The 19,372-nt window shown below is 52.8% G+C and carries 22 protein-coding genes, 1 tRNA gene and 1 pseudogene; 13 read left to right on the top strand and 11 right to left on the bottom strand.

The genetic code is table 11. From position 1 onward, the window contains the following. Positions 1-460: 460 nt before the first annotated feature. The 9 genes and pseudogenes from BLP45_RS00195 to BLP45_RS15015 all read left to right on the top strand — a co-directional run. A complete protein-coding gene (locus tag BLP45_RS00195) occupies positions 461-1,675 on the top strand; it encodes a hypothetical protein (RefSeq protein ID WP_143002352.1) in 1,215 nt (404 codons plus the stop codon). Between the two features lie 20 nt (positions 1,676-1,695). Next, positions 1,696-2,118: a hypothetical protein gene (locus tag BLP45_RS00190; RefSeq protein WP_090368636.1), complete on the top strand. Its 423-nt coding sequence runs from the start codon at positions 1,696-1,698 to the stop codon at positions 2,116-2,118. 89 nt (positions 2,119-2,207) lie between these two features. Further along, positions 2,208-2,561, top strand: a complete 354-nt coding sequence (locus BLP45_RS00185) for a hypothetical protein (RefSeq protein WP_143002351.1) — start codon at positions 2,208-2,210, stop codon at positions 2,559-2,561. A gap of 2 nt (positions 2,562-2,563) precedes the next feature. Then, complete coding sequence (locus tag BLP45_RS00180) at positions 2,564-4,321, top strand: type IV secretory system conjugative DNA transfer family protein (RefSeq protein WP_090368632.1); 1,758 nt, start codon at positions 2,564-2,566, stop codon at positions 4,319-4,321. 9 nt (positions 4,322-4,330) lie between these two features. Then, a complete protein-coding gene (locus tag BLP45_RS00175) occupies positions 4,331-4,624 on the top strand; it encodes a hypothetical protein (RefSeq protein WP_090368630.1) in 294 nt (97 codons plus the stop codon). 109 nt (positions 4,625-4,733) lie between these two features. Beyond that, on the top strand, positions 4,734-5,018 hold the full coding sequence (locus BLP45_RS00170) for a hypothetical protein (protein ID WP_176754608.1): 285 nt from the start codon (positions 4,734-4,736) through the stop codon (positions 5,016-5,018). Further along, positions 5,002-5,445 (top strand): hypothetical protein, encoded by a 444-nt coding sequence (locus tag BLP45_RS00165; RefSeq protein ID WP_143002350.1) that lies wholly within the window; start codon positions 5,002-5,004, stop codon positions 5,443-5,445. The genes BLP45_RS00170 and BLP45_RS00165 overlap by 17 nt, the downstream gene beginning before the upstream one ends. 225 nt (positions 5,446-5,670) lie before the next feature. Beyond that, complete coding sequence (locus BLP45_RS00160; RefSeq protein ID WP_090368626.1) at positions 5,671-5,982, top strand: hypothetical protein; 312 nt, start codon at positions 5,671-5,673, stop codon at positions 5,980-5,982. Then, positions 5,897-6,415, top strand: a pseudogene (locus BLP45_RS15015) (recombinase family protein); the annotation flags it as partial. The gene BLP45_RS00160 and the pseudogene BLP45_RS15015, both read left to right, overlap by 86 nt. A 600-nt stretch (positions 6,416-7,015) precedes the next feature. On the opposite strand, the gene BLP45_RS14715 reads toward BLP45_RS15015, so the two are convergent. From BLP45_RS14715 to BLP45_RS00145, 3 genes are all read right to left on the bottom strand, one after another. Next, positions 7,016-7,246, bottom strand: a complete 231-nt coding sequence (locus BLP45_RS14715; protein WP_218117910.1) for a hypothetical protein — start codon at positions 7,244-7,246, stop codon at positions 7,016-7,018. Between the two features lie 226 nt (positions 7,247-7,472). After that, positions 7,473-7,565, bottom strand: a tRNA-Ser gene (locus BLP45_RS00150). 81 nt (positions 7,566-7,646) lie between these two features. Beyond that, on the bottom strand, positions 7,647-8,876 hold the full coding sequence (locus tag BLP45_RS00145; protein ID WP_090368624.1) for an aspartate kinase: 1,230 nt from the start codon (positions 8,874-8,876) through the stop codon (positions 7,647-7,649). Between the two features lie 296 nt (positions 8,877-9,172). Here BLP45_RS00145 and BLP45_RS00140 point away from each other — a divergent pair, with 296 nt between their 5' ends. Then, positions 9,173-9,457: a helix-turn-helix domain-containing protein gene (locus tag BLP45_RS00140; protein ID WP_090368622.1), complete on the top strand. Its 285-nt coding sequence runs from the start codon at positions 9,173-9,175 to the stop codon at positions 9,455-9,457. Between the two features lie 81 nt (positions 9,458-9,538). On the opposite strand, the gene BLP45_RS00135 is transcribed toward BLP45_RS00140, so the two are convergent. Continuing rightward, complete coding sequence (locus BLP45_RS00135) at positions 9,539-10,399, bottom strand: radical SAM protein (RefSeq protein WP_256327611.1); 861 nt, start codon at positions 10,397-10,399, stop codon at positions 9,539-9,541. A 16-nt stretch (positions 10,400-10,415) separates the two neighbouring features. Here BLP45_RS00135 and queD point away from each other — a divergent pair, with 16 nt between their 5' ends. From queD to BLP45_RS00120, 3 genes are all read left to right on the top strand, one after another. Next, a complete protein-coding gene (gene queD, locus BLP45_RS00130) occupies positions 10,416-10,883 on the top strand; it encodes a 6-carboxytetrahydropterin synthase QueD (RefSeq protein WP_090368621.1) in 468 nt (155 codons plus the stop codon). Positions 10,884-11,016: 133 nt separating this feature from the next. After that, a complete protein-coding gene (locus tag BLP45_RS00125) occupies positions 11,017-11,487 on the top strand; it encodes a peroxiredoxin (RefSeq protein WP_090368618.1) in 471 nt (156 codons plus the stop codon). Further along, positions 11,484-12,917 (top strand): PhoH family protein, encoded by a 1,434-nt coding sequence (locus tag BLP45_RS00120; protein WP_090368616.1) that lies wholly within the window; start codon positions 11,484-11,486, stop codon positions 12,915-12,917. Before BLP45_RS00125 ends, BLP45_RS00120 begins: the two co-directional genes overlap by 4 nt. A gap of 76 nt (positions 12,918-12,993) precedes the next feature. Here the strand turns inward: BLP45_RS00120 and dnaB are convergent, their stop codons facing one another. The 7 genes from dnaB to rnr all read right to left on the bottom strand — a co-directional run bounded on the left by dnaB (position 12,994) and on the right by rnr (position 19,354). Beyond that, the gene (gene dnaB / locus BLP45_RS00115; protein ID WP_090368614.1) at positions 12,994-14,382 is read right to left on the bottom strand and encodes a replicative DNA helicase; all 1,389 of its coding nucleotides are present in this window, start codon (positions 14,380-14,382) and stop codon (positions 12,994-12,996) included. A gap of 210 nt (positions 14,383-14,592) precedes the next feature. Then, positions 14,593-15,048: a 50S ribosomal protein L9 gene (gene rplI / locus BLP45_RS00110; protein ID WP_090368611.1), complete on the bottom strand. Its 456-nt coding sequence runs from the start codon at positions 15,046-15,048 to the stop codon at positions 14,593-14,595. 11 nt (positions 15,049-15,059) lie between these two features. Further along, complete coding sequence (rpsR, locus tag BLP45_RS00105) at positions 15,060-15,344, bottom strand: 30S ribosomal protein S18 (RefSeq protein ID WP_090368609.1); 285 nt, start codon at positions 15,342-15,344, stop codon at positions 15,060-15,062. A gap of 29 nt (positions 15,345-15,373) precedes the next feature. Beyond that, positions 15,374-15,670 (bottom strand): primosomal replication protein N, encoded by a 297-nt coding sequence (priB, locus tag BLP45_RS00100; RefSeq protein WP_090368607.1) that lies wholly within the window; start codon positions 15,668-15,670, stop codon positions 15,374-15,376. A 28-nt stretch (positions 15,671-15,698) separates the two neighbouring features. Next, positions 15,699-16,076, bottom strand: coding sequence for a 30S ribosomal protein S6 (gene rpsF, locus BLP45_RS00095; protein WP_090368603.1), 378 nt, complete (start codon positions 16,074-16,076; stop codon positions 15,699-15,701). Positions 16,077-16,338: 262 nt separating this feature from the next. Further along, entirely contained in the window at positions 16,339-17,091 is a 753-nt protein-coding gene (rlmB, locus tag BLP45_RS00090; RefSeq protein WP_090368600.1) for a 23S rRNA (guanosine(2251)-2'-O)-methyltransferase RlmB, read from the bottom strand. A gap of 85 nt (positions 17,092-17,176) precedes the next feature. Further along, positions 17,177-19,354 carry a ribonuclease R gene (gene rnr / locus BLP45_RS00085; protein WP_090368597.1) on the bottom strand — a complete coding sequence of 726 codons (2,178 nt, stop codon included), beginning with the start codon at positions 19,352-19,354 and terminating at the stop codon, positions 17,177-17,179. Between the last annotated feature and the right edge of the window lie 18 nt (positions 19,355-19,372).

Here is a 19,372-nt window from a genome sequence, read left to right as displayed (position 1 = left end):
GTGCTGCTTTTCCGTAGCATGGAATATCTGCCGTGCGCAATAAGTTTATGTAATCCCCTGATGTTTTTAATTTATTGAAGTCTCTTTCAGCTTTAATCCCCGCCATTTTTAGCAAGAACCAGAAGTAGCACTGTGGTCTGGTTAACTCCTGCTTCATCCCGACCAATTGATCTGAGGACTGTCCGCCGTACAAAACAGCGTACACGTCAGCGGACATTTGTACGCCATTTCATCCTGCAAACTTGAGTCGTTTTCGAGAGGATCAGATGAGGTGTGAGGTGAAAAACAAAATTAACCTGATTTTCAAATTCCTGACGCTTTCTCTTCTTTGCGCGGGTTTCACCTTAGCGATCATGGAAGGTCAGTGGATCTGGGCCTTCAGTCTTTCCGCTGCCTTGATCCACGAGCTTCGGCGGCTTCTTCTTTCTTAATCTTTCATCATAAATAAGCGAGTACAGACATGGACCATTTCCTAACCGAGCTGCACCGTCACTACACGAAACTGGATAAACCCCTACAGGCAATGGCGGACGCTCTCTTGGTGCTGTGCAAAGAGGCCGATGATATCAAAGGGCGGATCAAGCCTGACCATAGCGCCGACACTTCGCCCAATGCCCAGCTTGAAAGCGTCATCATCAAGGCGGAGCAGACGCTCCCGCAGAAAGTGCTGACGCTCCGGCAAGCCGAACAGTCGGAGAGAGCTTTCTGCACCACCCACAAACTGATCGATAAATCCGTCCAGCCGAACGCGGTGATATCCATGCTCTGGATTTCCGTTTGCGTGTTTATCGATGCGGCAGTCAACAGCTCTTTTCTCTACAACGCTCATATGGTCAGCGGTCCGTTTGCGGCACTGCTCGTGAGCTTTTTGATCTCCCTGACCAACGTGGCGCTATCGGTTTCCGCAGGATATTTCATTGGCCGTTTCCTTAGCTATGGCAGTAATAGTGCGGACCCGGAAGCGACGGAATTCAAAACGATCAGAAACCGCGCCAGATGGCAGTTCCGGGTTTTCATTGGCGTAATGGCATTCTTCATCTTGACGGTGGGTCTTGTGCGTTCCATGGGTTCTCTCGACCGCGTAGCGCATTCGCTGGCGCACTATCACGAATTGCTTGTGACGCCGGAAGCTGTATTTCTCGTACTCCTGAATGTCTGCATTACGATTTTTTCTTATAACAAAGGACGGACTGGATTTTCCCATCTGTATGGCGATTACAGTACGTACCAGCAAAGCGTTGTCGCTGCCCGTGACGATCTGTACCGGTTTTACGATGACCTTGTTGAAGAAATCGAGATGATCTGCGATGACTCCGAGGATAACGCGAAAGTCCAGGTAACTGCCCAATCGAAATCCGCCAAGCAGTACCACAAAAAAGTCACCGAGTGCCATCAGGCCTACCGGGAACTACAAGAAGCCATACGCGGAGCCGAGAATGAATTTTCGGCATCAGTGGCAAGGCTGATTAATTCCCAATCGGTGTTGGAAGGCAAGAACCTCACGATTCCCCACGATCTGCTCGTTCCCTTTGCCTTTACCAATATCGCCGCCATCAAGCTGCCCGATGCTTATCGTCCATCCCACCCAAGCGTGAGTAGTTCCGTGCTCGCCAAGGAAAAAGCAGCAGCGCTTAAACGGCTGAGCGACGTATTCAAACGTGCACTTCAATCCTGACTCTTTTTAAGGAGACTCCCATGAAACGAAGAAAGAACCGCGATTTACACAAGATCGTCATGCTGAGCGTTGCGCTGGCTTCAGGCATCGGGGCTTTGGCTTACGCCGCCTTGACCACCTTCGATCAGCCGGTATCCGATCAGTACGGCTGTTTCGAGGGCATCGAGCAACGCCATACCGTGGTGCTGTTCGACGCAAGCGAGCCCCGGTTGAACACGATGCAAACGCGCTCGGTGCGTCATTACCTTGATGAGCTTTACGCCAACCTTAGCTTTAACGAGCGCCTGAGCTTTGTCACCACCGAGGGCGACCAGATCAGCTCGACTCCCAAGGCACGCTTCCATATCTGCGGCGCTCCGCGCAATTCCGACGATCTTGAGAATATCGGCGCACAGGGCGTATCCGCCGGTTATCTGAAGAAGCAAAAGAAGCGCCTCTTTTGAGACAGTCTATGTCCCGCAGATCGAGGCCATGCTGTCGCCGACGCCGGAGGAATCCCGCAGGCAGCTCTCGCAATCGCCGATGCTGGAGATTGATCAAGAACGTTTCAGACATGAAGGATTTCGTGCCGGGCAGCCGCCTGATCGTATTGAGCGACCTGTTGCAAAACTCCGATACCGCGCAGTTCTGCTACAGACAAAACCAGATGCCGCCCTTCCGCATATTTCGGGAACGGGAAACCTATAAGAACCGGCTAGCACCGCGCTCGCTCGAAGGAATCGAAGTTGAGGTGTTGCTATTGCAGCGTTACGGCTACGGGCAAGGATCTTTGAAATACTGCCAAAGCGAGGAAGAACTGACTGGCTTCTGGCGGGATTATTTTACCGGCAACGGTGCGGTGAACCCAGTGTTTACCCGCATTCGCGACGGTCATACCGCTGGATAAGAATGATGGCTCCGCACTCTCGCAGCCATCGATCCCCCGCCACCCTACTGGCCCTTGCCGGTATTGCAACCGGGATGGCGTGGTGGGCCTATCACCTTAATCCGCCAATGATGGCTGGCCGCATTGACTGGTTTTCAGCACTCATCCATTTGTTGGCGGGTTTGTTCTGTCTGCAAGCCGTTATCCGTGCGCTCGACAATGCTGCGCACTTCATCGATTTCTTCGCCAGTCGCGAACCTACGGGAAAACATGGCACTTCTGCATGGGCGACGCTCAAGGAAGTCAAAGGCGGATTGACCAAAGGCAAGTGCGGGCCTTTCTGGGGGCAGTATGCGGGTGCTGCGGGGTCCGCTCTATTCTTTCGGTATGCATCGAATGTCCTCACCCTAGCCCCTGCGGGGGCCGGAAAGGGCATCTATACGGTTGTGCCTAACATCATGAGCATCGGGCACAGCAAGGTTGTGGCGGACTTCAAGGGCGAACTCGTATGCATGTGCAAGGCTGCGCTGGAAAAGCGCGGCGAGATCGTGCGTGTGCTGAATCCCGGAAATTTATGGGCGGACATCGTTGGGCACGGGGATAGTTTCAGTCCTCTGGATATTATTGCCGACGATCTTGCTCGCTCTGGGGGTCTGCGCGATGTCATGGACGATCTTCGCGAAATGTGTGCGCAAATCCTGTCAGAGCCCGGTGACAAGGAATCGGACGATACTTTCTTCCGGGAGGGCGGACGGCGGTTGATCACCGACGCCGTCCTTTTCGAGGTCATGGTCGATTTACACGACGCGACGCTTTCATCGGTTGCACTGCTGATCGAAAACCGTACCCGTCTGGGCGATATGGCCCGCTGGATCGTTGGGGTAGATATCCAAGACAAACCACATCCTGACGGCCCGTTTCCAATCGAGCAGACCGAATGGGCGAAAGTGCACGATGCAAAAGATGTCACGGAGTTTGCGGAGCTGGTCAGGGCCAGAGCGCAAAACCTGATCGCATTGATGTCGGGCACCGATAACCGCACCTTCGAGAGTTTTCATTCAGGGACGCAACAAAGTATGGCTGCCTTCGCATTCGGGCGGCTCGCCCCGGCCATGAGCCGCTCGACCTTTAGCATGAACGATCTCAAGGAGGGCAAGAAGCCCACCACGTTATTTATCGTGGCCGACGCAAGCCGCATGGAGGCTTACAAAGCATTTATCGGTTTGATGCAGTGGTGCTGCATGACGGCGGTAAAGCGCCATTCAAATAAAGAACGGCCCGTGTATTACATTCTGGATGAGGCCACGAATTATAAGGTCAATGGGCTAGAGACCCTCCTCACATGGGGCAGATCGTACGGTCTCCGACTTCATCTCATATTTCAGGATTTAGATACTTTTTCAAAAGTGTACGGCCCCACTGCTGTTGAAACGCTCTTAAGTCAAACTGAAATCAAGCAGTTTCTACCCGGACAACGCTCGCCCAAAACACTGGAACTGATTTCCAGACAAATGCTGGGGGATCAAACCGTGATGGCCACCGGCACCAGCCGCACCATCGACCAGTTCGGCTTGAACGAAAACTTGAGCGAAGCAGCTCGCCCGCTCGCCACCCCTGATGAAATCAGGCGCATGCAGGAAGGCATCCTGTTCGTGCGCCAGCACCGACCCATTCTGTTCGAGCCGGTGAGTTACGCCGAGATCGAGCCGTGGCGCTCGCAAGTGGGGATCAACCCATTCCACGGCAAGCCGTTCCGCAAGAAAATCAAGCTGCGTCTCTAGGAGAAAACAATGAAAACCTATTCCCCCAAAAAATACCGTCCGTTTGCATGGCTGTCAGTGTTACTGCGGAGCATCACCTATCTGCTGCGCCACTGGTTCTTGCTGCTTATAGCCGTGTGGGTAATCTCGCCTGTCGGGCCGCATCTCTTGGTTTGGTACACCTATAAGCAATACGGCACCTACCGCGACTACAGCGATTGCGTCTATCTCGGCGGGCGCGGATTGATCGAGCGCAACGTGGGCGATGACTGCCCCGTGATCGTGATCATCGACCGACGAACAGGACAGCAAATACAACTGTAAGCGTCGATTTTTTAACTGCTCCCGGCATTCGCCTGCATCCGGGTGCGGCATCGATACATGCAGGCAACTCAACGAGGGTTCGATTATGAGCAACTGAAATTCAAACGACATGCCTGATGAAGATTCTCCATCGCAGGTGGGACGCAAGCCCGACCAGATTGCCTATGCGGTGCGGGGTACGCCGGACGGCAAGGAATACTGGAACCGCGTGGGCGCAATGTGGAAGCACAAGGATGGACGCGGTGCCGAGCTTGTTCTGGATAGTATTCCGATTGACGGGCGCATTACCTTGCGCGAGCAACGCGATCAAAGGATGCAGGATTATCAGGATGAGCGGGCTGCGCAGCAGCCGGTAAATAATGGCCGAGCGCCGGATCATGGCCCCGAGCGATAACAGCTCGGCGGCGCAAACGACGAGCTTTGCCGGAAAACACCCAGAACTGGCAAACGATAATCCTGAAAGCTTCCGGCAAGCGCCGCCGCTCCATCGAGCGTTCGATCTTGCCCGCGATCCGTATATCGCCAAGCAGATCATGGCGATGGAGCAAACCGAGGCGCAGCGGCGCGGCGATACTGAGCGTTCCGGGGGCGGCTCGCAGATGGTAAAGCGGGATAAACCGTTTCCCGAATTGCGGCCTGAATTCGTGCAAGCCCCCATCCGCGAGACGTTTAACCGCGCATGGCTGCGCGAACAGCGTGACGCCCGGCTGGCCGATCTCAACCGGCAACGCGAGCAACACCGGACGCTTGAACAACCCGAACAAACCATGCAGATGAATGCAGAGACAAAGATGCAGAAACAGCGGGTGCCGCAGCGCTAGGAGAGGCAGCTTAATGAATCATTTCATACGGAAAACTGTTAGGGAAAAAAGACGGATTCCCCCCGGAATCTCGAATGTAAGATTAGGATTTTATTGCTATTTCATGAAAACTATGTTCTATATTTGTTCTTGTTGAGTTGTTTAATTTTTTTAAACAATGAAGGGGAAACGATAGATGAACTCATAGCCAACAAGGCATGGCCTTGATAACGTAAAGGAGGCAATATGAACGACGAAACGGTAACACAGCGTAAAAACGAACAGGTCATCTCTGCGCCTATCCTCGATTGTGACGCCTACCGTACGGACTTGGCCGATTTCGATCTGACTGCCGAGCAGGAAAACGAATTACTATCGATCCTGTGGGATATTATGCGCACCATGTGCGATCTCAATCTGGACATGGATGCGGTGCAGATGATCATGCCGACATTTTTATACGCTGCGTTGAATGAAGAAAAAGATGAATCTGAGAAGGCAAAGCAGCCGTTCAATGAAAGAGCAAGCAACGGTGAAAGGAGCACGCCCAATGGATAAAGCCGTGATTTATTGTAGAGTTTCAACGAAGCGACAATCCAAGGAACATGACGGCCTGATGTCTCAGGCAACGAGGTGCCGCGAGTTTGCACAATATCGCAATTTGGAAGTGATGCAGGTATTTCAGGATTCTGAATCCGGCTCCCTGATCGACCGGCCCGGCATGCAGGCGATGCTCAAATTTGCGCGTGCGCATCGCAAGGACAATCTGACAATTATTATAGATGACTTGTCCAGGCTGGCTCGGGGAATTCAAACACACCTTCGCTTGCGCACGGCCATTGCCAGTACAGGCGCGAAGCTTGCCTCCCCAAGTATCGAGTTCGGTGAAGACTCGGACTCATTGCTGGTCGAGCATTTACTTGCCAGCGTGTCGCAACATCACCGGCAGAAGAACGCCGAACAAACACGCAACCGCCGTAGGGCGCGTATGCTGAATGGATATTGGGTTCATTTCGCCCCCATCGGTTATAAATACGCTGCGAAACCGGGCCACGGGAAGGTGCTGGTACGCAACGAACCGTTGGCCAGTATTGTTGCCGAGGGGCTGGAAGGGTATGCCAGCGGTCGCTTCCAACTCAGGGCCGAGGTGAAACGCTTCTTTGAACAATTTCCGGAATTTCCCAAGAACGCCAAGGGGGAAGTCAGCAACGAACACGTCAACCGGATTCTAAGCCGGGTGATCTATGCCGGACATATTCAGTCGGACATCATGGATGTGTCCTTGCGCCCGGCACAGAATGAGCCTCTTATTTCTTTGGCGACGTTTCAAAAAATCCAAGATCGCATGCAGGAAAAAGCCAAAATCCCTGCTCGTAAGGACTTGAACGAAGACTTCCCGCTCAGGTCATCGGTATGCTGCGCGGATTGTGATAACCCGCTTACCGCATGCTGGACCAAGGGGCGCAGCAAGCACTATCCCTATTATTATTGCTTTACCAAACGCTGTGAGAGCTACGGCAAGGCAATCCGGCGCGAGAAGATCGAGGGGGAGTTCGAAAGCCTGCTGCACAAACTCGAACCTGCCGCACCTTTATTCAAAACCGCAACCAAGATGTTCGAGACGTGGTGGAATTACCGGCAGGCGCAAATCGCGCATCGCAGAAAAGCGCTTGAGGATGAAATACGCAAGCTGGATACCAAGATCGAGCAACTGATGGACAGGCTGGTGGAAACGGATGGCGATGCGATGATCAAGGCTTATGAAACGCGGATCAAGAAACTCGAAACCGACAAGGCTGTTCTTGTTGAAAAATCCGGCCAATCGCTGCGCCCGATGCGTTCATTCGATGCGGCACTTAGAACCGCTCTGGATTTTATCTCAAACCCGCATAACCTCTGGAGTTCCGGGCGATTGTGCGACCGCCGCACAGTGCTGAAACTCGCTTTTCCGGAGGGATTTCAATATCATCGGAACACGGGACTTAGAACCGCTGAAACCCCATTACCTTTCAAGCTGCTAGGAGCACTTGCAAGCAAGCGAATTCAAGTGGCGGAGAGAGAGGGATTCGAACCCTCGATAAGCTTTTTGAGCCTATACTCCCTTAGCAGGGGAGCGCCTTCGACCACTCGGCCATCTCTCCGAAAAAGAGGCATTAGGATAGCGGTTTACCACTCTTCGGTCAAACAATGCATCTCGGTGCCCGGCACGGTTTTCGCGTAACTCAGGATACCTGATCCAGGTCGAAAACCTTATGCAACACCCGCACGGCAAGTTCCATGTATTTCTCGTCCACCACTACGGAAATCTTTATCTCGGAGGTGGAAATCATCTGGATATTAATCCCTTCTTCCGCCAGGGCACGAAACATTCTGCTGGCAATTCCGACGTGCGAGCGCATTCCCACGCCCACCACCGATACTTTGGCTATCCGGTCGCCCCCCATTACGCCGCGTGCCCCGATATGCGGCTGCACCTGATTCTTCAGGATATCCACGGTCCTGGCGAATTCGTTGCGGTGTATGGTGAATGAGAAATCCGTCATGCCGTCGTGGCCGACATTCTGGATAATCATATCCACATCGATGTTGGCATCGGCTACCGGGCCAAGAATTTGATAGGCAATACCAGGACGGTCCGGCACACCGAGCACGGTAATCTTCGCCTCGTCGCGGTTGAATGCAATACCTGAAATTATCGCGTGTTCCATGTTTTCGCCTTCCTCGAACGTAATCAGCGTGCCCTCGCCCTCTTCATTGAAACTGGACAACACCCGTAACCTGACCTTGTATTTACCGGCGAATTCGACCGATCGGATTTGCAGCACCTTGGAGCCGAGGCTCGCCATTTCGAGCATTTCCTCGAAGGTAATGGTCTTGAGTTTTCTGGCTTCGGGCACAATGCGCGGATCGGTCGTGTAAATGCCATCCACATCAGTATAGATCTGGCATTCTTCGGCTTTAAGTGCCGCCGCCAACGCCACCCCGGTTGTATCCGATCCGCCGCGGCCCAACGTGGTAATGCTGCCGCTTTCATCCACTCCCTGGAATCCTGCCACCACCACGACGTATCCCGCATCGAGATCGGCGCGTATTTTGTCCTCATCGATTTTCAGTATGCGTGCTTTGGTATAGGCATTATTGGTAAGTATCCTCACCTGCGCCCCGGTATAGCTCTTTGCCTTGACGCCAAGATCCATCAGCGCCATCGACAGCAGGGCGACGGATACCTGCTCACCGGTGGAAACCATGACGTCCAGTTCGCGCGGATCGGGATGGGCCTGAAATTCCTTGGCCAGCGCAATAAGACGATTGGTTTCCCCGCTCATAGCGGAAACCACGACCACGATCTGCTGGCCTCGAGCCCGGAATCTCGCTATCCGGCGTGCGACATTTTTAATGCGTTCGGTGCTGCCAACCGATGTGCCGCCGTATTTTTGAATAATGAGTGTCACGCTTGACGACGTTTTCTATATTGAGGATAAGGAACTCTGCCGTAAACAAAAGGGTCTCATATGTTGAATCAATGACGTTGCAAGTCTGGAAAAATTTGACCACCGAGCGAATATAAATTTTACCCGATTACGGTAAAGAACACTAAACATATGCTATATGATAACCGGAACAATTATGATAAATGTTAAATCGAGCGTACTTAATACTTGCATTGAATAGGAAAACGAATTAAATTTATGAATGTGCGATAATCCGATAACATAACCCATACGATAATTTATTGAGAACTGTTACCATGAAACTCTTTGAAGAAATATCCAATCCTCGTGAAATCCGCCGTAAACTGGGCCTTAACCAGCATGACTTCTGGAGCAAGGTCGGCGTCACGCAAAGTGGCGGCTCCCGTTATGAAAGCGGCCGAAATATGCCAAGACCGGTGAGAGAGCTTGTACGCCTTGTACATGTCGAGCACATCGATCTGTCCAAAATCAAGAAGGATGATCTGATCGTGGCCGCAATGCTGAAAAGCCAGGATCCTGACCTGTACAAGAGCCTGAAGAAAGCCGCCAAGTCGAAATAATCCTGACAAAAAGATTTGCTGCGACAAAACCACCGTTGACCCTGTCCCGTGAATAGTATCCGGCAGAATGGAGTTCAACTGTTAAGGATTCAGCTTAACGGTGAGTCCGAGGGCGCGGATTTTCGCGCAAAACGCTTCCATCCATTCCTGGTTAATTTTTGTGAGCCGCGTTGCTTCCGGCTGCATGGAGGGACGCGCAAGGCCATATAGCAGCACTCCTTTCAGCGGCACACCTTCCCGTAACAATTCCTCTGTGAATTTCAGATAGGCGCCAGATTCCACTTGGGAAGGTGGCCTGCCGTCGGTTTCAAATATACAGGTTTGCAGCCAGGTGGAACACTGGAATGCCGCCAGTTGCAGATTCTCGCGCATCCGCTTCAGGCTTATCCGGGTGCTGTTGATGCGCAGTCTCCCCTCCCGGGTCACACTGTCCAGCTTGAACCAGACTTCGCCGTTAAGTTCCGCCATCCGGCGCAATCCCGCCTGCACGCCAGGCCGGTCAATCAGGCTGCCATTGGTAATCAGCACTAGTTTAAGCTCTTCAGGCAAATCGTAATCACATTTCACCCGTCCAATCAGTTCGATCACCTGCTCGAATTCCCTGGCGCTGGTGGGCTCGCCATTGCCTGACAACGCGATGTCATTGATGCGTCGTGCTTCCGGAGGCACCTGCGCCCGCATAAAATCGCCATGCAGAATTTCATGAAGAAATGTACGCAACTCCGCTTCGAGCTTGACCAAATCGATCACGGGCGCTGTGCCGCGTGCGAGTTCCGGAACCTGGCAATAAATGCAACGCCAGTTGCAAGCGTTATTGGGGTTAAGATTGATTCCCACGGACACGCCTCCAGCGCGGCGCGACACCACCGAGTAGATGTAGGTCATCCCTGCATTGTCGCGGCTGTGATCAGCAATATTCAATAGTTTGGAGGCAGGTTGCAATGCTACAATCCTGATAATGTTAATTACACGCAGGCTGGAATTCGATGCCGGCCATCGCATACCTTCCCACAAGAGTCAATGCCGACATCTGCACGGCCACCGCTACGCCATTGAGATTACCCTGTCTGGTGACATTATCACCGACGCGGGCGTCGCCGAGCAAGGAATGGTAATGGATTATTCGGAAGTTAAGCGTATTGCCAATAGTGTGCTGGTAGACAAATGGGACCACGCTTTCCTGGTGTACTCGGAAGACGCTGCGTTATTCCAATTTCTTCAGTCCCTCGAAGACCACAAGACAGTCGTGCTGGATGTGCCGCCAACTGCGGAAAATCTCGCGCTCGCCGCGTTCCGCATACTCGATGCAGCCTATCAGGATAGCTATGGCAATCACCTCAGGCTGGAGCAGGTGCGCTTATTTGAAACACCTAACTGCTGGGCGGATGCGACGCGGGAACAAACACGTGGTATCCCCGCCCAATAAGCGCGCCGCTTCGAGATATGCTCCTACGCACGCTGCATCTGTTCATTTGCGCCCGATTTGCTTTATGTGATCTTTTTGTTACCATGCAAAATGAAAAATTCTACAAGCAAGTCATTTAAAACGGCCTTTTCTCATGTTAACACAGCGCATTCCCGATTTTGAATTGCCCTCCACCAGCAACAAAGTATTCCATCTATATGAAGCCTCCGGGAGAAACCTGGTAATTTATTTCTACCCCAAAGACGACACGCCAGGCTGCACCACCGAGGGCCAGCAGTTCCGCGATGCTTATGCCGAATTCGCCAAGCTCGACTGCGACATCGTGGGCGTCTCGCGCGACAGTATCAAATCGCATGAGAATTTCAAAATGAAGATGGATTTCCCTTTCGAGCTTTTGAGCGACACCGACGAAGCTGTCTGCAAGCTGTTCAACGTCATCAAGCTGAAAAACATGTATGGCAAGCAGGTTCGCGGCATAGAGCGCAGCACGTTTGTATTGGATAAGAAGGGGACGTTGCGGAGGGAATGGCGGGGAGTCAAGGTCCCCGGTCATGTTCAGGAAGTGCTGGAATTCGTCAAAACATTGCCCAGAGAGGAGTCATGAGTCCCAGGAAACCGGCTTCTCCCGTTACCACGGTCACTCGTTTGCGAACTAACCCCAAACTATTTGTACTCGACAGCAATGTGCTGATGCATGACCCCACCAGCCTGTTCCATTTCGAGGAACATGATATCTATATCACCATGGTCACGCTTGAAGAGCTCGACAACAATAAGAAAGGAATGTCGGAAGTGGCCCGCAACGCCCGTCAGACAAGCCGCTTCCTGGATGAGATCGTGAGCAGTGCGGTAGCCGATATTGATGAGGGAATCTCGCTGGAATCGCATGGCAGCAAGAATGCGACCGGGCGGCTCTTCCTCCAGACCCAGGCGATCAGCAGCGTCCTGCCCATGCGCCTGGCCAGCGGCAGTGCCGATAACCAGATCATCGGCGTAGTCAAGTATTTGCATGAGACCTGCCCGAATCGCAGCGTGGCGCTGGTTTCCAAGGATATCAACATGCGCATCAAGGCGCGTGCATTAGGGCTGGCGGCGGAGGATTACTTCAATGACAAAGTGCTGGAAGATACGGATCTCCTTTTTTCCGGCATACAGGAATTGCCGTTGGATTTCTGGGAAAGGCACGGCAAGGAAATGGAATCATGGCAGCAATCAGGGCACACGTTTTATCGCGTGAGTGGCCCTCTTTGCGTGAATTTTCTGATCAATCAGTTTGTTTATCTCGAGCATGACAAACCATTTTACGCCCAGGTCAAGGAGCGCAGCGGCAAGACTGCGGTTCTACAGACTCTGAAGGATTACACTCACCAGAAAAACAACATATGGGGCATCACCGCACGTAACCGCGAACAGAATTTCGCGCTCAATTTGCTGATGGATCCGGAAGTTGATTTTGTCACGCTATTGGGACAGGCAGGTACCGGTAAGACTTTGCTTACGCTGGCTGCCGGATTGATGCAAACGCTCGAGTACAAAGTTTATTCGGAAATCATCATGACTCGGGTCACGGTGCCGGTGGGCGAGGATATCGGCTTCCTGCCCGGTACAGAAGAAGAAAAAATGACCCCGTGGATGGGCGCGCTGGAAGACAATCTGGATGTTCTCAACAAGACCGACAACGAAGGCGGCGACTGGGGACGCGCGGCAACCCGGGATCTGATTCGCTCGCGCATCAAGATAAAATCGCTCAATTTTATGCGTGGGCGCACTTTCATCAACAAGTTTCTGATAATCGACGAGGCGCAGAACCTTACGCCCAAGCAGATGAAAACGCTCATCACCCGCGCTGGCCCGGCGACGAAGGTGGTATGTCTGGGCAACATCGCGCAAATAGACACGCCCTATTTGTCCGAGGGAAGTTCGGGATTGACCTACGTGGTGGATCGCTTCAAGGGGTGGAATCACAACGGACATGTGACGTTGCAGCGTGGCGAGCGTTCCAGATTGGCGGATTATGCAGCGGAAGTATTGTAGTGCAGGATTGGACTTCGTCAGCCGGTGCCCCGTACTTGATCCACGCGGACTTAAGAATAGGACCTAAGAATAACTTTTAATAATGCCCGGATTTGGCATGGCTCTCGAATCTAGTGTATTCGCCAAGGAAAGTCAGGTCAACTTTACCGATAGGTCCGTTACGCTGCTTGCCGATGATGATTTCGGCAATTCCCTTGTCCTGTGTCTCGGGGTTGTAAACTTCATCACGGTAGATAAATAGAATCAAATCCGCATCTTGTTCGATGGCCCCCGATTCGCGCAAATCCGACATTACCGGACGCTTGTTCGGGCGCTGCTCCAGGCTGCGGTTCAGTTGCGATAACGCCACGACAGGCACTTGCAATTCTTTTGCCAATGCTTTCAGCGAACGTGAAATTTCTGAAATTTCGGTGGCGCGATTCTCGCCTTGACTACTGGCGGACATGAGCTGCAAATAATCCACCACAATCAATCCGAGTTCACCATGCTGACGATGAAGCCGCCGCGCCCTCGCCCTTAATTCCAATGCATTCAAAGCTGCACTCTCGTCAATAAACAAGGGGGCATCGCTCAGCTTGCCCAAGGCATGAGTTAGCTTGGACCAATCTTCGTCCTGCAAGCGGCCGGTACGCACCTTATGCTGATCCAGCCGGCCCACGGAACCCAGCATTCGCATTGCCAGCTGCGCGCCGCCCATTTCCATGCTGAATACCGCTACCGGTTTTTCCAGTTCCAGCGCCACATGTTCCGCTATATTCAGCGAGAATGCGGTTTTGCCCATGGACGGTCTGCCGGCGACAATGATCAGGTCGCCCGGCTGAAAACCCGATGTTTTCTGATCCAGATCATGAAACCCGGTGGCAACACCAGTCACATCACTCGGATTGTCCTGGTTGTAGAGCGTCTCGATGCGCTCCACAACCTGCTTCAGAAGCGGCTGGATGTCGACAAATCCTTGTTTTCCCCGGGCCCCCGCCTCGGCAATTTCAAACACCTTGGCCTCGGCTTCGTCCAGCAGATTCGCAGCAGAACGTCCTCCGGGATTATATGATGAGTCAGCAATCTCCGATCCGACTTGAGCAAGCCTGCGCATCACTGCGCGTTCCCGCACAATTTCCGCGTAACGGCGAATGTTGGCTGCGGAGGGCGTATTTTGAACCATCACCCCGACGTAGGCCAATCCACCGACATTCTGCAATTCGGCGGATATTTCCAGCGACTCCGCGACAGTTACGACGTCGGCCGGTTTACTGTGCTCAACCAGCTTGCAGATATGACGGTAAATGAGGCGATGATCCTGCCGGTAAAAATCGTCCTCGGTGATGACGTCAGCCACCTTATCCCAGGCATGGTTATCCAGCATCAAACCGCCCAGTACAGACTGCTCCGCTTCAACCGAATGCGGCGGCATCTTGTAGGATTCAAGCAGCGGGTCGTTGGTGGCCGCGGTCAGGAATTGAGCCATGAAATCCGGGTGAAGTTATCAAACATCGGAAAGATTCTACCACTCGCAGCTTGTCGAACTGGAAGAATCGAGGCAAAAAAAGTAACTGGGTGAGGGATAGATGCGAAGGATCAACAATCCACATGCGACAGTCGGACAGGATTTTTGGCGACATAGATAAAATAAAAAGGGCTGTTAACAGCCCTTTTTATTTATCCGGAAAGAAGGCGTTCAGGAGCCGGCTTCGCCCAGGACTGACACGACTATATGCGCCAATACGTCGCTGTGCAGGGCAATATCCAATGGATAGTCGCCCACCTGTTTTAACGACCCTTGAGGCATGCGTATCATCGATCGCTCAACCTCGAAGCCCTGCGCTTTGAGCGCCTCTTCGATATCGGCATTCGTGACCGAACCGAACAGCTTGCCATCCACCCCGGCTTTCTGGGTAATTTGCACCATCAATCCGTCCAGTTTGGCGGCATAAGCCTGAGCCGCGGTCAGTATTTCCGTCTGCGTTTTTTCCAATTCGGCGCGTTTTGCCTCGAACTCGGCAATGGCGACCTGAGTTGCCCGCTTTGCCTTGCCCTTCGGTATCAAAAAATTGCGCGCATAACCATTTCTTACTTTGACAACGTCCCCTAACTGGCCGAGGTTAACAACCTTCTCCATCAGTATGATCTGCATGCTGTTACTCCTCAGTGTAAATCGGTATAAGGAAGCAACGCGAGAAAACGCGCACGCTCAATGGCGATACCCAACTGGCGCTGATAACGCGACTTCGTGCCAGTAATGCGCGCGGGAATGATCCGGCCATTTTCGTTAATGAAATCCTTCAGTAATTCAACATCCTTGTAATCGACCGCGATGATGCCTTCCGCGGTGAAGCGGCAGAATTTCCTGCGCTTGAACAAGGGCCGATTGGCCTTCTTGTCCTTCTCTTTGTCCTTGCTATCTTTCCGTCTTGACGTAAAACGAGCCATAATTTTTCCTATTTCTTTAGATGAAATGCCTAAATAAGATCGATAGTATTTACATGCAGCACCAGCTGCGAACTCATGCGGCTTTTTTTTGCCAGGAAACCGATCAGCTTTACCTTGGTGCCCGCCGTTATACCGATAACGGTTTCAGCCATCTGCGCTAGTGCGACCGCGAAAATTTCACACTCTACCTGGCGCGCCATGCCTGCTTCGATTTGACGCGAGACATGGCTAACTTTAAATTCCGCCACCGTCACTCCCGCTGGCGTGTAACGCGGACCGGCAATTTCGATAATCGTGCCGCAAATTACAGCCTGGTTGCAATTCAATTGGTTTCGCTAGGCCTCAACCTTAACTTTACGTGACGAGAGTGGTTTCTCTGAGATCCTTTGCCGCAGGCGAGGCCGGCCTTGCCTTTTCTTCGCGCATCATGGGCGAAGCCACCGTCACCGGCCCGTCCATCTTAACTGTCAGGTGACGTAATATAGCGTCGTTGAATTTGAACGCATGGTCCAGTTCGTCAAGGGTTTCCTGATCGCATTCGATATTCATCAGCACGTAATGTGCCTTGTGAACCTTCTGGATCAGGTAGGTGAGCTGGCGGCGGCCCCAGTCTTCCAGGCGATGAATCCGCCCGTTTTTGGCGGTTACTATGCTGCGGTACCGCTCAATCATTGCGGGCACCTGCTCGCTCTGGTCGGGGTGGACAATGAAAACGATTTCGTAATGGCGCATGCAGTCTCCTTATGGGTAGAGCCCCCCGCGATGCGGACACGGTGGGGCAAGGTTGAAGAGGTCGGTACTATACTGAACCCGGGGGGAAATATCAATCGGGAAAGATGCGCTTTAGGCCCTAAAAACACCAGGAGGTACGTAAGTCGAAAATTGAGATTTTGCCTTTTCCCGATTTCTCAACGCGAAAACCAGGAATAGGGCCCGTTTCGGTTAGTTCATCAACCTGGAGTCCGCGATGCACGCCCCGGAATCACCCGCCTTATCATGTTGCGCCACCTTTTTTTGCACGCTGCCGGCGTGTCTCAAACAAGCATATGCCTGCGCTAACTGAAACATTCAGGTTCTCTACAGTACCCAGCATCGGAATGGAAACAAGCCGGTCACAAGTTTCTCGTGTGAGCCTGCGCATCCCTTTCCCTTCGGCGCCCAGCACCCAGGCGACAGGTCCCTCAAGGCTGGCGGAGTTAAGGTCGCTGTCCGCGTCAGCGGTGGCTCCGATCACCGACACGCCGCGCTGCTTCAATTCCCGTAAACTACGGGCCAGATTGGTTACGGAAATATATGGAACGGCGTCAGCAGCGCCACTCGCCACTTTGTGTACTGTTGCGGTAAGCCCGACCGCGCGGTCTTTTGGCGCTACCACGGCATGGGCGCCAAAGGCGTCCGCCACACGCAAGCATGCGCCCAGATTATGCGGATCATGGATGCCGTCCAGCACCAGAAGCAAGGCGGGCTCCGTGAGCGTGTCGAGCACGTCTTCGATGTCCACATGACTGCGGGAGGCATCGATATTCGCCGCCACGCCCTGATGACGGGAATTGCCCGCCATGCCCGCGATTCTGGTGTTGTCGCACGAGATCAATCTAACACCCTGGTTCTCGGCGAGGCCTGCTAAATCACGCGCCCGCTGATCGTGACGGGCAGCGTCAAGAAAAATCTCCTTGATGCTGTCAGGATTTTGCCGCAGGCGACTGGTAACAGCGTGAAAGCCGAATATAAGGCGGATATTGGACATTTATCAAACAGCGATATCAACGGGATCGAGAGTTTACAGTTAACTGGAGCCTGCAACGTCAGCTCCTGGCGTCAACTCTCGAATTCTATTCGTCATCCCTGGCGGCCAGTACAAAATCTATCTTGCTAGTTTCCAGGTCGACCCGTACGATCTTGACTCTGAGCCGGTCACCGAGACGGTAGCGCTTGCCGCTGCGCTCACCCAGCAACATGTGCTTGGCGGCGTCAAAATGAAAATAATCGCTGGGCAACTCCGAGATATGTACCAACCCTTCCACATAAATACCGTCCAGTGCTACAAAAAGGCCGAAACCAGTTACGGCACTGATGACGCCTTCAAAACATTCGCCGATCCGATCCTGCATGTAATAACATTTGAGCCACGATTCCACGTCCCGGCTGGCGTCGTCAGCACGGCGCTCTGTCTGCGAGCAATGTTTACCCAGCTCATGCCAATTTCCGGGGGAATACGTCGCGCCCTTCAGCACCGCTTTGATCGCCCGGTGCACCAGCAGATCAGGATAACGCCTGATCGGGGAAGTGAAATGGGTATAAGACTCATACGCGAGCCCGAAATGACCGACATTATCCGGACTGTAAACCGCTTGGCGCAAGGATCGCAGCATTACTGTCTGCAATAGTTGTGCATCAGGCCTATCCTTGGTTTTAGTGAGTGTCTTGGCATAATCCTTGGCGTGGGGCTCCTCGCCGCCACCGAGTTGCAAGCCGAATTCCTTGAGAAAATCACGCAGGGCAACCAGCTTTTCCGGCGTCGGACCTTCATGGATACGATAAAGTGTGGGTTGTTTGTGCTTCTGCAGGAAATCCGATGCACATACATTGGCGGCTAGCATGCATTCTTCAATGAGTCGATGAGCGTCGTTGCGCTTTATCGGAAGAATGCGCTCGATTTTGCCCTGATCGTTGAAAATCATCCGGGTTTCAATGGTTTCAAAATCAATTGCGCCCCTGTTCTGCCTTGCTTTCAGCAAAACCTTGAATAATTTGTAGAGTAACTGGACATGCGGCATGAGCTCTCTATCCTGCTGCGCGTCTTTCCCTTTGGGATTTTCCAGCATCGCAGCCACTTTGGTATAGGTAAGCCTGGCATGGGAATGCATCACCGCCGGATAAAAACGGTAATCGCGAAAATCCCCGATGGAATCAAGATTCATCTCGCATACCATGCATAAACGGTCCACTTGCGGGTTAAGCGAACACAAATCATTGGAAAGCGCTTCCGGTAACATCGGGATTACCCGCCGGGGAAAATACACGGAATTACCGCGATTGAGCGCCTCCTGGTCGAGTGCATCCTGAGGACGCACGTAGTGACTGACATCAGCGATGGCAACATATAATTTATAACCTTTCCCGTCGCGCTCGCAATATACCGCGTCGTCGAAGTCTCGCGCGGTTTCACCGTCTATCGTTACCAGCGGTAGATGCCGGATATCCTCTCTTTCCGCCAGCTCTTTTTTCAGCACTTTGCCAGGGAACTTGGCGGAAAGCTTCTCCACCTTCGGTGGAAACCGGTAGGGTAAATCATGCTTGCGAAGAGCAATCTCGATTTCCATTCCCGGCGCCGTATAATCACCCAGAATTTCGAAGATGCGGCCGATGGGCTGTGCGTTTTTGCTCGGCTGCTGGATGATCTCCACCATCACCACCTGGCCAGCCCTGGCATTCATGGATTCTTCCACAGGTATCAGAATATCCTGGCTGATGCGCCTGTTCTCTGCCTCCACAAACAGGATGCCGTGATCGGCGTGAAGTCGACCTACCAATTGCGTGACAGCGCGCTCCAGCACTTCCACGATAGCTCCTTCCCTGCGTCCGCGCCGGTCCACGCCAATCTCTCGCACCATGACACAATCGCCATGCAGCGTCTTGTGCATTTCCTTGGGGCTCAGAAACAAATCCGGACTGCCGTCGTCGGGAATCAGGAAACCGAAACCATCTGCGTGGCCCTGTACCCTACCTTTGATAAGATCGAGCTTCTCCACCACGCAAATATCGCCCTTCCGGTTACGCATGACCTGGCCTTCACGCATCATTGCGGAAATACGGCGGCTGAAAATCTCGTTTTCTTCTTCGGTGATGTCGAGCAGGCTCCGCAATGCTTCCTCGTTCACGGGTACCCCCTGCTCCTTCAGGGTTTGCAGCATGAACTCCCGGCTTGGCAATGCCTGGCCATAACGCTCCGTTTCACGCGCAAGGTAAGGGTCCAGGCTGCGGAGTTTGCGTTTCTTCTTGATTGACAAAGCAATGATTTCCTATAA

The organism is Nitrosospira sp. Nl5, assembly GCF_900102495.1.
GTDB lineage: Bacteria > Pseudomonadota > Gammaproteobacteria > Burkholderiales > Nitrosomonadaceae > Nitrosospira.
Note: the sequence above shows the minus strand (reverse complement) of the source record. Positions and strands in the feature narration are given on the sequence as shown.